This is a genomic window from Providencia sp. PROV255 (assembly GCF_028478065.1).
Lineage (GTDB): Bacteria > Pseudomonadota > Gammaproteobacteria > Enterobacterales > Enterobacteriaceae > Providencia > Providencia rettgeri.
The window spans coordinates 349,274-364,476 of record NZ_JAMPMI010000010.1 but is presented as its reverse complement, the minus strand read 5'-3'; the positions used below and the strand labels follow the sequence as shown (position 1 = coordinate 364,476).

At 40.6% G+C, this 15,203-nt stretch carries 13 protein-coding genes; 2 read left to right on the top strand and 11 right to left on the bottom strand.

Translation table 11 applies throughout. The annotated features are described in order from the left end of the window. Positions 1-142 precede the first annotated feature (142 nt). The 10 genes from recA to gpt all read right to left on the bottom strand — a co-directional run bounded on the left by recA (position 143) and on the right by gpt (position 10,958). On the bottom strand, positions 143-1,210 hold the full coding sequence (recA, locus tag PR725_RS13190) for a recombinase RecA (RefSeq protein ID WP_004914068.1): 1,068 nt from the start codon (positions 1,208-1,210) through the stop codon (positions 143-145). 104 nt (positions 1,211-1,314) lie between these two features. Continuing rightward, positions 1,315-1,818, bottom strand: a complete 504-nt coding sequence (pncC, locus tag PR725_RS13185) for a nicotinamide-nucleotide amidase (protein WP_109911978.1) — start codon at positions 1,816-1,818, stop codon at positions 1,315-1,317. Between the two features lie 14 nt (positions 1,819-1,832). Next, positions 1,833-3,035, bottom strand: coding sequence for a lysophospholipid transporter LplT (lplT, locus tag PR725_RS13180; protein ID WP_109911977.1), 1,203 nt, complete (start codon positions 3,033-3,035; stop codon positions 1,833-1,835). A gap of 1 nt (position 3,036) precedes the next feature. Continuing rightward, complete coding sequence (gene aas, locus PR725_RS13175; protein ID WP_109911976.1) at positions 3,037-5,184, bottom strand: bifunctional acyl-ACP--phospholipid O-acyltransferase/long-chain-fatty-acid--ACP ligase; 2,148 nt, start codon at positions 5,182-5,184, stop codon at positions 3,037-3,039. 140 nt (positions 5,185-5,324) lie between these two features. Then, entirely contained in the window at positions 5,325-5,822 is a 498-nt protein-coding gene (aroL, locus tag PR725_RS13170) for a shikimate kinase AroL (protein ID WP_004914075.1), read from the bottom strand. Positions 5,823-6,109: 287 nt separating this feature from the next. After that, positions 6,110-7,363, bottom strand: a complete 1,254-nt coding sequence (gene proA / locus PR725_RS13165) for a glutamate-5-semialdehyde dehydrogenase (RefSeq protein WP_109911975.1) — start codon at positions 7,361-7,363, stop codon at positions 6,110-6,112. A gap of 2 nt (positions 7,364-7,365) precedes the next feature. Then, positions 7,366-8,469, bottom strand: coding sequence for a glutamate 5-kinase (gene proB, locus PR725_RS13160; protein WP_117162884.1), 1,104 nt, complete (start codon positions 8,467-8,469; stop codon positions 7,366-7,368). Positions 8,470-8,585: 116 nt separating this feature from the next. After that, positions 8,586-8,987: a sigma factor-binding protein Crl gene (gene crl / locus PR725_RS13155; RefSeq protein ID WP_109911974.1), complete on the bottom strand. Its 402-nt coding sequence runs from the start codon at positions 8,985-8,987 to the stop codon at positions 8,586-8,588. A 71-nt stretch (positions 8,988-9,058) separates the two neighbouring features. Continuing rightward, complete coding sequence (frsA, locus tag PR725_RS13150; protein ID WP_004914084.1) at positions 9,059-10,309, bottom strand: esterase FrsA; 1,251 nt, start codon at positions 10,307-10,309, stop codon at positions 9,059-9,061. A gap of 184 nt (positions 10,310-10,493) precedes the next feature. Continuing rightward, positions 10,494-10,958 carry a xanthine phosphoribosyltransferase gene (gpt, locus tag PR725_RS13145; protein ID WP_004914086.1) on the bottom strand — a complete coding sequence of 155 codons (465 nt, stop codon included), beginning with the start codon at positions 10,956-10,958 and terminating at the stop codon, positions 10,494-10,496. 437 nt (positions 10,959-11,395) lie between these two features. On the opposite strand from gpt, the gene pepD reads away from it, so the two are divergent. Next, positions 11,396-12,856, top strand: a complete 1,461-nt coding sequence (gene pepD, locus PR725_RS13140) for a beta-Ala-His dipeptidase (protein WP_109911973.1) — start codon at positions 11,396-11,398, stop codon at positions 12,854-12,856. Between the two features lie 43 nt (positions 12,857-12,899). Here pepD and dinB read toward each other — a convergent pair whose 3' ends face one another. Beyond that, positions 12,900-13,955: a DNA polymerase IV gene (dinB, locus tag PR725_RS13135; protein WP_004914090.1), complete on the bottom strand. Its 1,056-nt coding sequence runs from the start codon at positions 13,953-13,955 to the stop codon at positions 12,900-12,902. 284 nt (positions 13,956-14,239) lie between these two features. Here dinB and PR725_RS13130 point away from each other — a divergent pair, with 284 nt between their 5' ends. Then, positions 14,240-15,154, top strand: coding sequence for a glycerophosphodiester phosphodiesterase family protein (locus PR725_RS13130; RefSeq protein ID WP_110732235.1), 915 nt, complete (start codon positions 14,240-14,242; stop codon positions 15,152-15,154). The last annotated feature ends 49 nt before the right edge of the window (positions 15,155-15,203 follow it).

Genomic DNA, 15,203 nt, shown 5'->3' with positions numbered 1-15,203 from the left:
TGTTTATACCTTGCACTGGCGTATTTTTCCACAGAAAAACTGTTCAATAAACTATTAATGTAATAGGTTTAAAACAAAACAGGCGCAACCACATCAGCGGAGCGCCTATAATTTACTTACTAATCAATAAACTAGATTGATATTAAAATTCTTCTGGTGTTTCTTCTTCATCAGAATCATTGATAAAGTCTGTTGCCGCACTGCTAAATTCACCAGTGTGGTTTAATAACATTTCACGCAGTTTGGTATCAATTTCTTGAGCGACTTCAGGGTGCTCTTTTAAATAATTTGTTGAATTAGCTTTACCTTGGCCAATTTTATCGCCGTTATAGCTATACCAAGCCCCTGCTTTTTCAATTAATTTGTGTTTTACACCCAAATCAATTAACTCGCCGAAGGTATTAATACCTTCACCATACAAAATTTGGAATTCAGCTTGTTTAAATGGCGCTGCAACTTTGTTTTTTACCACTTTAACGCGAGTTTCACTACCGACAATTTCCTCGCCATTTTTCACTGCACCAATACGACGGATATCTAAACGAACAGATGCATAAAATTTTAATGCATTACCACCCGTTGTTGTTTCTGGGTTACCAAACATAACACCAATCTTCATACGAATTTGGTTGATAAAGATCAGTAGGGTATTAGATGTTTTTAAGTTACCCGCTAACTTACGCATTGCTTGGCTCATCATACGAGCAGCTAAGCCCATATGTGAATCACCAATTTCACCTTCAATTTCTGCTTTTGGTGTTAACGCAGCAACGGAGTCAACGATGATTACATCAACCGCACCTGAGCGAGTTAATGCATCACAAATTTCTAGCGCTTGTTCACCGGTATCAGGTTGAGAGCACAGTAAGTTATCAATATCGACGCCTAATTTTTTAGCATAGATAGGGTCTAAAGCGTGTTCAGCATCGATGAAAGCACACGTTTTACCGCTACGTTGTGCTGCTGCAATAACTTGCAGGGTTAGTGTTGTTTTACCTGAGGATTCAGGGCCGTAGATTTCAACAATACGACCTAGTGGCAAGCCACCAGCACCCAATGCAACATCAAGGGATAAGGAGCCTGTTGAGATAGTTTCAACATCCATAGAGCGGTCTTCACCAAGACGCATAATGGAACCTTTACCAAATTGTTTTTCAATTTGGCCTAATGCTGCTGCAAGTGCTTTTTGTTTGTTTTCATCAATAGCCATGTTTACTCCCTAAGTGCAATGATTTGACCACTGCAAATAAAACGATTGAATTCGGTTTGTTGAAACTGATTATACTGTATAATCATACAGTATCAAGGAAATTTTTAATTTAACTGCTTTAAAAGTGTTTCAAGTATATAAACTGTTGATTGAAAACGAACTTCGTTTCGGTTTCCTTGAAACACTCTATGTTGTGTTGTGACAAATACCGTTTGGTCTGCCTGTTTTTGCGCAAAACCAAACCATACCGTACCAACAGGTTTTTCTATACTACCGCCCCCAGGGCCTGCTATTCCACTAACTGAAACAGCGAAATCTGCACTGGCTTCTTGCAAAGCGCCTTCCGCCATTTCTGTAACAACTTGTTGGCTTACAGCACCATACCGTTGTAAAGACTCGCTCTTAACACCAATCATTTGATGCTTTGCTTCATTACTGTATGTCACAAAACCGCGCTGAAAGTAATCTGAGCTACCCGAGATATCGGTTAAAACCTTCGCAACCCAGCCCCCGGTACAAGACTCAGCGGTTGTGACTGTTTTACCCTGTTCTTTCAGTTTCAGTCCAATCTGAATACTCAGTGTTTCAAGCCGTTTCTCATCTATCATGATGCTATCTACCTTTATGCCATTTTTTTACGAGCACGATCCCAAACCCATAAACCCGCAATCGCAATTGCAAATACAGCACCAAAACCAATACCCGCATTCACAACGGATAAACCTGCTTTAATTGCCAGTGAGTACAAGCCTAACATAATCAGCATTGCACTATTTTCACCTAAATTTTGTACGGCGATCGCATTCCCTGCGCCAACGGTTTCTTTCCCTTTTTCTTGTAATAATGCATTCAATGGAACGACAAATAAACCGCCAAAAATCCCAAGAATAATTAAAATAAAATAGGATGGAATAATGTTAGTTTGCAAGGAAAGTAACACTACCATCACACCTATAATAACTCCCGCAGGGATGCATCGATAAACCGTTTTTAAGGTAATAAATTTGGCAGCAAGCCCCGCACCTGCGACTATCCCCACCGCAACCATCGCATTTAGAATGGTTGGTGTGGTGTTGTCTTGTAACCCCAACGCTACAGGCACCCATGCAACGAGCAGAAAACGCAACGTTACCCCGGCCCCCCAGAACAAGCTAGTTCCGACTAGTGAAAAACGACTCTCTTGATTCGCCCATAGCACACGGCAAGCACTGAAAAAAGACGCCATCAACAGCTTAAGATCCCAACCTTTTCCAGGCCTCGCCGCAACTAAGTGTGGGATGAAAAAATTCGCAATAACGGCTAACGCATACAGTGCAGCACATGTACCTAACGCTAAGATTAAGTTAATATCGGACAGCATTCCTCCGACAACTGACCCCACTAAAATGGCTGCAATTGTTGAAGCCTCCATCACACCATTGGCCTTAACAAGGTTATCGCCGCCAGTGAGTTCACCGAGAATACCGTATTTAGCCGGTGAATAGGATGCTGCACCGATCCCCACTAACCCATAGCAAAGGAATGGGTTTAGGCCAAAACAAATCCCTAGTGCTCCAATAAATTTAAAGATGTTAGAAAACAACATCACTCGGCCTTTTGAAAACCTATCCGCGATTTGCCCAACAAATGGCGCTAAAATGATGTAAGTAAAAACAAACACCATTTGCAAGATAGGGTGACTCCACTCGGGGTAAAATTCGGCTTTGAGCTGGGCTAATATGGCAAATAATAATGCATTATCCGCAAATGCAGAGAGGAACTGTGAAGCCAGTACTGCTTTCATACCTCGGCTCATTAGCGGTGAATTGGAAGTGCTTTCTTGCATATTATTCATCCTTTAATGCCATTTGCTTTAATGTAACAAAATCCGTTTTACCACTACCTAGCACTGGCAACTCTTTAACAAAACGAATATCGCGTGGAACCGCTAACTCGGTTAATCCTTTACTTTTGGCTGCACTGGATAATGCGCTACGGTCTAATTCTTTATCTGTTGTGAACAAAACAAGTGCTTCACCTTTACTGCTATCTGGCTTTGTAACCACACCGTGATTTGCATTGGGAGAAATAGATGCCACCATTTGCTCGATACTTTCGAGGGAAACCATTTCTCCTGCAAGTTTAGCAAAACGTTTAACACGGCCTTTTATAGTACAGAAATTTTTATGGTCTAATTCAACGATATCACCAGTGTCGTACCAACCTTCCTCTATTTCACCTTGTGCATTTTCAGCTTGCGGTGTTTCAAGGACGCCAGGGGCTTCAACGCGCAAATACCCTTTCATAATATTTGGGCCTTTAAGCTGTAATTTACCACCCTGTTCAATTCCAGAAATTGGAATAATTCGCGCTTCCATTTCAGGTAAAATTTGCCCAACAGAGCCTTCTTTCGCGGCCATAGGGACATTGATTGATACAATTGGTGCACATTCAGTGACCCCATAACCTTCAAGAATTCGGATGCCAAATTTATCAAACCAGATTTTTTTCGTTTTATCCGATAATTTTTCTGCACCGGCAACCACATAACGTAAACGTGCGAAATCATACTGATGAGCAAACCGTGCGTAGTTACCTAAAAAGGTTGATGTTCCGAATAATACGGTGCAGTTTTTGTCATAGACTAATTCAGGAATGACTCGGTAATGCAATGGGCTTGGATAAAGGAAAACTCGGCTTCCTGAAAATAGAGGGATAAATAAACCAACCGTCAAACCAAATGCGTGAAATAACGGCAGTGACGACATAAAACGGTCACGTGGGGTGAAATCAGCGATCGTTTTTATTTGTTCTACGTTTGCCATCAAGCTAGCATGGCTGTGAACAACACCTTTTGGTGTACCTTCAGAACCAGATGTGAATAAAACAACGGCTTCATCAGACGGTTTACGAGGAAGAATGGCTTTTTTAGGGTTGAATAAGTGTTTAATAATCCATAATTTATCTTGCCATGTTACCGTATCTTTTAAATCTTCAAGATAAATCCAACTTGCTTCTGGCACTTGTTCTGGAATATGCGTTAAGTTGCCTTTTTCCAAAAATTGGCGCGAAGTAAAGACTACTTTCGCCGCAGAGGCTTTTAACGCGTTACTAATACCGTGACTGCCCGCTGTGTAATTGAGCATAGCAGGTACTCGGCCTCTCATTAAAGCACCGAAAATTGCAGCCGCGGTGACTGTCGCATTTGGCAATAATAGGCCAACTCTTTCATTTTCATGTGTATAGCGTTCAATAATACGACCAACCCCTAAGGTTTTTTTCAATAGGGATTGATATGAGTCTTCTTTAAATGCGATGTCCTCGATACAAGGCGTACGGCGCCCAAAAAACTGAACACTTTGAATAAATTCTTCAACTAATGTGACTTGTGGTAAACAAGACATACGAGCAGATTTCATGATTTGGTACAGGTGTTCACCAGCCAGAGCTCGACGCTCTACAGCCTTAGGTGCTTCAGGCATTGGGATAGCTTGTGCCGGCAAGATATGCAATGTGATCTTCGGAAACCATTTTAATGGAAAAATGCCTTTCAGACGCCCAAAATGGCTATATTGAGCCCCTTCTATACGAATAGGAACAACTTTTGCTCCAGACTTTGCGGCCACAAAAGCCGCTCCTTCGTATATTTTCATTAAAGAGCCATGAACTGAAATTCGGCCTTCTGGAAAAATAACTATCGGGCGCCCTTTTTCTACCTCTTTAACTAGATGACGAATACCTAGAGGGTTGGCAGGATCAAGAGGGACAATATCTGCATAGGGCTTAAGGCGCTTCACCATTTTTGGTGTGGCAAATGTTGAATAAACAGCAAATACAGGTTTAACAGGTAAGAAAAGTGCGATTAATACACCATCAAGGAAAGAAACATGATTAGGTGTAATCAAACATTTATCTTGATTAAACTCTTTCGCATCACCAATAACTTGCACGCGAAACAAAAATTTAAGTACTGTTTTGACTATCTTTGCCAACATAATGAGTCCCTATACTATGATTATATTTTTATATATTAGTGTGATACAACTATACCTTTAGTGACATCTATCTTACTGAGCTACTCCCTTTGCTCTAATTAGTATATTCCGAAAACACCGCAGGCTTATTAGTCATTAGTTTAAGTTAAATCATTAAGTTGTGCGATGATATCGTCGACAGGCTGCGCAGCATCAATAATATGGTGAGCAGTCGCACGGTAGATAGGTTCCCTTTGTTGCATCACTTCTTCAATTTCTTCAATTAAAGATTTCCCGGTCAAACTTGGTCGTTGATCCGCTTGTGGCTCTGCTGCAAGGCGTTTTGCTAAAACTTCAGGATGGGTATTTAAATAAATAACAGTGCCGTTATTACGCATAATTTGCTGATTTTCTTCTGCGAGAACCAGGCCTCCGCCAGTAGAAACAATCATATTATTTTGCTTAATCGACTTAAGGACGTCAGTTTCTAGCTGACGAAAGTAATCCCAACCGTGCTGTTCAACAATTTCAGCGATACTTTTTCCCGCTTTTTCTAAAACCAATTTATCTGTATCAACAAATTGATAGCCTTTAGATTCTGCAAATTTTTTACCAATTGTGGTTTTACCCGAACCTCTTGGACCGATAATGTAAAACATTAAATTTCATCCCATCATCATGAATACTAAGCAATACTGATTACAAATTTACTTATGATAAATTGCTTAATTTGACAAATAAAAAAAGAAAGCCACACAAGTGTGGCGATAGACTGCTGCCAAACATATTATGTTTGGCAGCAATCTAATAGGTTTTGAAAATAAACTAGGAAAATCAATTTATTGATTTTTGGCTGATAACACAAAGCGGGAAAAACCACGCTTTTATCTCGCTTTGTCAACAACCTCAAGCCACACAAGTGTGGCTATCTCATCATTTTTACTCATTATGGACGACTCAAAAAGTCGCCATATCCGATCCATTTATACGTTGTTAGTGCATCTAACCCCATAGGGCCACGTGAGTGTAATTTCTGCGTACTTACTGCGACCTCTGCACCTAAACCAAACTGACCACCATCAGTAAAGCGAGTGCTTGCATTAACATATACCGCTGCTGAATCTACACATTGAACAAAATAGTCAGCTTGATGAATAGATTCTGTCAAGATAGCATCAGAATGCGCAGTACCATACTGGCGAATATGGTCAATAGCTGCGTCAATGTCATCCACAATTTCTACGTTAAGATCCAGTGATAACCACTCATCGACAAGGTTTTCAGGTTTTACATCAACAACTTTCGCTGGGCCTTGTTTTAGTAATGGAAGTGCTTTTTCACTCGCATGCAGAGTGACTTGTTGCTGCGCCATTTTTTCACTTAAAAACGGTAGGAACTCAGTCGCAATCTCTTTATGAACTAATAATGTTTCAAGTGAATTACAGGCACTTGGGCGCTGAACTTTCGCATTAATAATCACATCAATGGCTTTATTAAAATCCACCGATTTATCAACAAATGTATGGCAAACGCCAATGCCCCCGGTAATTACCGGGATCGTGGATTGCTCACGACATAATTTATGTAACCCCGCACCGCCACGAGGGATTAGCATATCAATGTAACGATCTAATTTGAGTAATTGTGCAACTAATTCACGGTCCGGATTATTAATAGCTTGTACTGCATCTGCTGGCAAGCCGCTATTTTCCAATGCTTTTTGAATAACTTCCACTACCGCAAGGTTAGTATGATGCGTCTCTTTCCCGCCACGCAAAATGACCGCATTACCTGTTTTTAAACATAACGAGGCCACATCAACGGTAACATTAGGGCGAGCTTCATAAATAACGCCAACAACTCCCAATGGAACACGGCGACGTTGTAAATTTAAACCGCTATCCAATTGGCTTCCATCAATGATTTGCCCAACAGGATCAGCTAATTGACATACTTTTCTGACATCATCAGCAATACTTTTTAAACGCTCTGGCGTCAATAATAATCGGTCTTGTAACGCCTCACTCATACCGCTTGCTTTTGCCTGCGCCATGTCTTTTTGATTCGCTGCCAGTATAACTGCATTATCTTGTTCTAGTAGATCTGCAATTTGTAATAGTGCTGCATTTTTTTGTTTGGTACTTAACTGAGCTAATTGCCATGAAGCAACTCTTGCTGCCTTACCCATTGTCTCTAACATAATTAACTCACTATCATATCATCACGATGAACAGCCACAGAACCGTGTTCATAGCCAAGTATTTTGTTGATTTCTTGTGAATGGTGCCCAGCAATCATTCTCAGTGCATCACTGTTATAATGGCTGACCCCATGAGCTAGGTCTTTTCCTGCCATATTACGAATACGGATCACTGCGCCTCGAGAGAAATCGCCTTCAATCTTTTTAATTCCTTTTGGCAACAATGAACTGCCTTTTTCCATAATTGCCAGTTGTGCACCATCATCAATGTAGACATCCCCAGCGGCTGGAGCACCGAAAATCCAACGTTTACGATTTTCCATTGGATTTTTTTGCCCATAAAAACGGGTACCAACTGGAAGATTTTCAATAACCGCATTAATAACATCGGGTTTATTGCCTGCTGCAATGATAACATCAATTCCTGCGCGGCCCGCGACATCTGCTGCTTGTAATTTAGTTGCCATTCCACCGGTTCCTAACCCGCTAACGCTTCCCCCCGCCATTTCACGAAGTTCATCATTGATACCATACACTTCGGGTATCAATTTTGCATTTGGATTACTGCGTGGGTCAGCATCATATAAGCCTTCGATATCCGTGAGTAATAGCAGTTTGTCGGCATCGCCAAGAATCGCGGCCAAAGCGGATAGATTGTCATTATCACCGACTTTAATTTCTGCGGTAGCAACGGCATCATTTTCATTAATAACTGGAATGATTCCGTTATCTAACAGAGCTTGCAAGGTATCTCGTGCATTTAAGAAACGTTCTCTGTCTTCTAAATCGGCTCGTGTCAGTAACATTTGCCCGATATGAATACCATAAATGGAGAATAACCGTTCCCATAACTGAATTAAACGACTTTGACCGACCGCCGCAAGCAACTGTTTAGATGCTATGGTAGCCGGCAGTTCGGGGTAATTTAAATGTTCGCGACCCGCGGCAATTGCCCCAGAAGTCACAATAATAATGCGATGCCCTTTTTCATATTGCTGCGCGCATTGCCTGACAAGCTCAACAATATGAGCTTGATTTAAACGGCGCGAGCCCCCTGTTAATACACTGGTCCCTAATTTAACTACCAGCGTCTGGCTATTTTTCATCATTTTTCTGCCATTAGGATTAATAAACCAAAAAGTAGGTATCATTTTTATCAGGAGAAGCGCGTTATGCCAACAAGCATAACGCAAAATTCAACAAAAGTTGGTTTAAAACAAATTTATGCGCTTAATTCCAGTTTTAATTCTGCCATTAGCGGGGAGGGAAAGAGGCTTAACTCAAGTTCAGATAATTGTTTTGCAAGGGCTTGGTGAAATGACACTAAATTTTGCTCGGTCGCTTCAATGGTTGCCGCATCTTTTAGTGCTTTGACTTGCCAACTACCATGACTGTTGTATAGGCCAAAATGATAAATAAATTCAAAGCCCTTATCAGTTGCTACCAATTTTAGCCACCACCCCCAAAATTCGCGTTTTTCTGGGGCAATATTTGCATTCACGCAAACAACGAGGCTATCAAATATATAACAGCCATTTAAACATTGTTTTTCACGTAAATAAGGTCCTATCGAAGCAAACTTCTTTAAATACTTTCCATTTGAGTAATCAGTCGGTAAAGCCATGTTAAGGATCTCCTTCTTGGGAAGATCCCTTTTTAACAAATGGGTAAAAATAAGCAAGTTATTAAATAAAATTAAAGTATTTTTGCTTTTAACCAATTAGTAGTTTCACTTAACGCCTTTTCAAAATTAGCAAAAACAGGCTGGCTTGGTAGCATTATCGTATCAGCATCCATCGAAGAGCGTCGAATTAAATCAGATTCGGCTTTAGGGCTATAAATATCATCTTTGAGGCTAACCGATAACATTGGGACTTTACTGCGTCGCCCTAAAAGCCCTTGATTTTTAAGTGAATAACAACTTAACTCATGGCGTAAAGCAGAACCATCAACTTGATAAATACCCAAACGACTGGCGAACACATCCAGAACCATTCGAGGAATATCCTGCTGATATTTCTCTTCATGCAATAAACTGTGCACAATTGGCCCTATGACAGCGACTGCTTTAATCTTATCTGGACACATATAAGCTAATCTTAATGCTATATTTGCGCCAAAACGCATACCCACGATACCAAAACGCGTGTGGTCAATCCAAGCGATATCCCCAATCTGGCGAACAATTTGCTCATGTAGGGTGCTTGTTTCCTGTGTAAGCTTTTGTTTTACCGAATAACCAATAGATGGCATATCCAGTGTTAGCATCGCAATACCGAGAGGTTCGAGGTAGTCACGGAAATAGCGGCAAAAATCAATTTGTAAACTATCTAACATGCCGCAAATCATCACGGTCGGGTAAGGCCCTTGACCGTGTGAAGGAATATGTAAAAAGCCACAGACTTCTTTTCCACCATCAACTTTAAATGGAATTTTCTTTAAGCGATATTGAGAAAATTTTGCTGCGCTATCATACGCTTTACAAGCCAACAAAATAGCTTGGTCAGCCAGCTCGTCACCTTTAATAAAAGGATAAGCTGCAATGCTGTACAAATTAGCAGAACGCAACCAAGCATCCCCTGCTTCTGCACCTTTTTCAAACTCTAACGCTTTTTGCTGCCAATGCATGGCTTGCTGGGACCATTCAAAACACCAGTTTCCACGACGATTACCAATGACTGTATCCAATAAATTATCATCACTACGCTCAGCATCTGAGATAGCAATACGGCTTAGCACCTCTTCAATTTCTAAGGCGTCTATTCCCCGCCAAATCCACATTAAGCGGTTAATCATACGGTACCACCCCGCATGGTGAGACCCACTTAACACACTATGTTCTTTAATTTGAGAAATTGTTTGAGATGAATAAGAGACTAATGTTGACGTTTCAACTTGTCTGACTTTAGGTTTGAAAAGTTTTTCTGAAAGGTTTTGCTGAGTCATCCCTATTTCCTTGTCTATCAGAGTTGAATTTGGCCAAAAATAAAGGGAATGCAAAAATGCACTCCCCAAATTATATCGTGTTTAGCTTAAAAATTTTAGGTATTAATGTGTTTTTGCAATCAATAAATTCTATAACACTTTATAATTACAATGTTTTTACCTAAAGCTCGCGTAAAACACAGATTTATTTATCTTGTTCACACAATGGTTTAACAAAAACGACGCCCATATCCCATGGCTGTTCGATCCATGTGTCTTGTGGAATATCAACTACGTAGTCATCCACTAATGGACGCCCTGCAGGTTTTGCAAAAATAGTAACAAAGTGGGCTTTAGGGTACATGTTACGGATAGCTTGAGCTGTGCCGCCTGTATCCACCAAATCATCAATGACAATATAGCCTTCACCATCACCTTCAGCACGTTTAATCACGGTTAATTCGCGCTGGTTGTCATGGTCATAGCTAGAAATACAAACGGTGTCAACGTTACGAATACCAAGTTCGCGTGCTAGAAGTGCTCCAGGAACAAGGCCACCACGGCTAACCGCGATAATACCGGTCCATTGCTCTACTGGTAATAAACGTTGTGCGAGTTTACGGGCATGTATTTGCAACATATCCCACGTTACGACATATTTTTCGCTCATAAAATTCGGGTCCCGACTGCTGAGTAAATCTGAAATGTGTCTTGCGGAAAAAAGGTTGCGCGAGATTATAGTGATTTGGCCGGTTAAAAACCAGTAAAAAGCACCATTCGACATTAATTATTATCATTTACACTGTCCATTGCTCAAAAGAAAGTGTTATCCTGAGTTTATAAAAGAGGCAGCCTTTAATTCGAAACTTCAGGCTGTTAGGTCATAATTACAGCAATATTCCTTTTAAAATTGAAGCTGAAATTAACGTTGGTTGCCGATCAGCTCCTACTGGGTTATTCAGGATATTATCCCTAAATAGTTCAATTTGTAGCTAGGCGGCAAATGAGTAAATCCTAGGAGCATACATAAGTATGTGACTGGGATTTATGAATGAAGCCAACAACGCTACAGATTGAAATATAAAGGGAAAATAAAAGGAGAGAGACGTGTCTGAGCTAGCTACATTATCCCCCCAACCACTATGGGACATCTTCGCGAAAATCTGTTCTATCCCGCACCCTTCATACCACGAAGAAGCCTTAGCCGCACATATTGTTGATTGGTCAAAACAAAAAGGCTTTCACGTTGAACGTGATGAAGTGGGTAATATTCTGATCCGTAAACCTGCAACCCCTGGTTATGAAAACCGCAAAGGCGTTGTTTTACAAGCTCACTTAGACATGGTGCCACAGAAAAATAACGACACGGTACATGACTTTAAAACAGATCCAATTCGTCCATATGTTAATGGTGAATGGGTCACCGCTGAAGGAACCACTTTAGGTGCTGATAACGGCATTGGCTTAGCTTCTGCGTTGGCTGTTCTTGCTGATGATAGTGTTGAGCATGGGCCAATGGAAGTTCTTCTGACCATGACTGAAGAAGCCGGCATGGAAGGTGCGTTTGGCTTGAAAGCAGGCTGGTTACAAGCCGATATTCTGATTAACACCGACTCAGAAGAAGAAGGTGAAATTTACATGGGTTGTGCTGGTGGGGTTGACTTTACCTCTACGTTTGACCTGACACGTGAAGCATTACCACAAGGCTATAAAACCTTCACAATGACCCTAAAAGGCCTAAAAGGTGGGCACTCTGGTGGTGATGTACATTTAGGCTTAGGTAATGCCAATAAGCTGTTAGCACGTTTTCTAGCTGGCCACGCAGAAGATTTAAACCTAAAACTATTAGATTTCAGAGGTGGTACTGTTCGTAACGCCATTCCTCGGGAAGCTTACGCCATTATTGCCGTTCCTGCGAACAAAGTCGCTGAGTTAACTGCTCTAAGAGCTCGTTATGAAGATATTCTGAAAAATGAATTAGCCGTCGTTGAGCCTAACCTTGTTCTACTACTAGATGAAACGCAAAGCGAATTAAAAGCACTTTCTGATGACTGCCAAAAACGTTTTGTTTTCTTCTTAAATGCGGCGCCAAACGGTGTGATCCGCATGAGTGATGTTGCCATTGGCGTGGTTGAAACCTCACTTAACGAAGGTGTTGTACGACTAACTGAAGATAAAGCAGAAATTATCTTCCTTGTTCGTTCACTTATCGATAGCGGCAAAAACTACGTTGTTAACATGTTGACATCTATCAGTAAATTAGCACAAGCCCAATACCGTGCAGAAGGTAGCTACCCAGGTTGGCAACCAGATGCAGACTCACCAGTAATGCATTTAGTCAGCGATACCTACAACAAGCTGTTCGGTAAAATCCCTAATGTCATGGTGATCCACGCAGGACTTGAGTGTGGTCTATTCAAAAAACCTTACCCAGACATGGATATGGTTTCAATTGGGCCAACTATTCGCGGTGCACACTCCCCTGATGAACGTGTACACATTGCAAGCGTTGGAGAGTATTGGAAATTACTAACTGCGGTTTTAAAAGCAATTCCAGTCAAAGAATAAGCAATTAATTGTTATGAAACACCCATCATGCGATGGGTGTTTTTTATAATTCAAGTAATAATTGCCTTTCAAGCTGCGGGCTTTGCAGCATCACATGCAAACCAACTAACCGAACACCACGCCCTAAGCGGCGATTATCCCAAACTTGTTTCGCTATCTGGACTAAATCTTGTTTATTAAGAATTGGGTATACGTGTTCTTGTGTTGTTTGCTGAAAGTCTGCAAATTTAAATTTTACACCTTGACGAGCAATACGCAGATCGGGTTTTACCTTCGCTAGACGTAATTGTAGTTCGTCATAGAGTTTATCAAGCAGAGGCAGACAATCGCTCCATTGATATATATCTTCTGCAAGGGTGCGTTCAACCCCTACCGACTTTCTGAGTCTATCAGGGTTAATAGCACGCTCATCGATACCATGGCATCGATCCCAAAGTACCTGCCCGAATTTACCCATGCTTTTAACCAATGTAACAACATCATATTTTTGGACGTCAGCACAAGTGAGTAACCCCATATCCGCTAATTTCTGAGCGGTTACCTTACCCACGCCAGGAATTTTTTTAAGGGGCAAGCTAAGAATAAATTGATCCATATTTTGCGGCGTGATCACGAATTGGCCATTGGGTTTATTCATATCTGAAGCTATTTTCGCCAAAAATTTTATTGGCGCTATCCCCGCTGAAGCGGTTAATTGCAGTTCATCAAAGATTTGCTGGCGAATGGCCTCAGCAATTAGCGTTGCAGAGCCATGTAATTGCGTACAATCAGTGACATCCAAATAAGCTTCATCAAGAGAAAGTGGTTCTATGAGGTCAGTATAGCGAGCAAATATTTTTCGAATATACAGGGAGGTTTCTTTGTAAAGTGCCATATGCCCAGGAACCACTTTCAAGTGAGGGCAAAGCCTAAGTGCAATCGCAGTAGACATCGCACTGTGAACACCGTAGCGACGGGCTTCATAATTTGCAGTACTAATAACGCCTCGGCGATCTGCGCTTCCCCCCACTGCAATGGGGACATTACGAAGGCTTGGGTCGTCACGCATTTCGATCGCTGCATAAAAGCAGTCCATATCAATATGAATAATTTTACGCACGGGTTAACTCTGCTAATCAAACACCTGATTAAATATACAGTATTTTTATTAGCCATGCAATTATTGTCACATCACCATAAAATTGACGAATGAAAAAGCTAACTCCATGATAACTAGGTAATTCATATTATTGCAATAATCATCTGCCAAGCTATCCAACTCTAGATTCGGCTTAAAGTTTGTCTTAAAAATAAGTATTACTACTTACTTTTAAACAAAAAAGTAATAAAAAGAGTTGTTTTACCAACAACAATATCTTGAAAAACTATTTATGGATCATCTCTATGGCAATTATATCAACATCAAAATATGTTAAATTTATGGCTCCTCTCATTATGCTGCTTGCTAGCCAAACAGTTTTCGCACTATCCCCTAATTTAGCACTATCCCCTAAAATTGTAGCTCACCGTGCAGGAACAGCAGATGCACCAGAAAACACAATTTATGCCATTGATTTAGCCAAGCAAAATAATGCCGATGCTATTTGGCTTACCGTTCAACTTAGTAAAGATAATCAATTAGTCCTATATCGTCCGAGTGATCTAGATTCATTGACGGACAAAAAAGGTAACGTATCTGCTTATACAGTAGAACAACTCAATCATGTCAATGCTGCTTATAAGTTTAGTCAAAAACATAATCAGCAATTCCCCTTACAAAAAACAACTATCACTACACTAGAAAATATTCTGCAAAAATACCCAGACACAACTTTCTACGTAGATTTAAAATCCCCTGATGCCAACCCTGATATTCAAGCAAAGGCGATTTTAGCTCTCTTAGATAAAACTAATGCATTTAACCAAGTACGTTTTTATTCCACTAATGATGAATTTTTAAAAGCACTCAAATCCCTTTCTCCAAAGATCCCATTATTTGAAAGTCGTGATGAGACTCGCACCCTGTTGGCAAATGTTGTGATGAACCATCAATGCTCAATAGAAAATGACAAAACAACAACTCGCTGGTATGGCTTTGAACTACATCGTAAAGTTGAAGTGGTCGAAAAATATACTTTAGGCGAAGCACGCTCGCCAGCAACCCTTTCATGGGATAAAGAAGCCATTGACTGTTTTAGAAAAAATGGCAATGCCTATATCATTGTCTTTGGTGTTAATAATGACAGTGACTACCAACTCGCAAAAGAAATTGGTGTTGATGCTGTAATGGTTGATTCCCCAAAAGCATTTAAAAAATAATCTAATAACATCACCTAAGCTATTATTACTTTAATAATAGCTTAGGAAT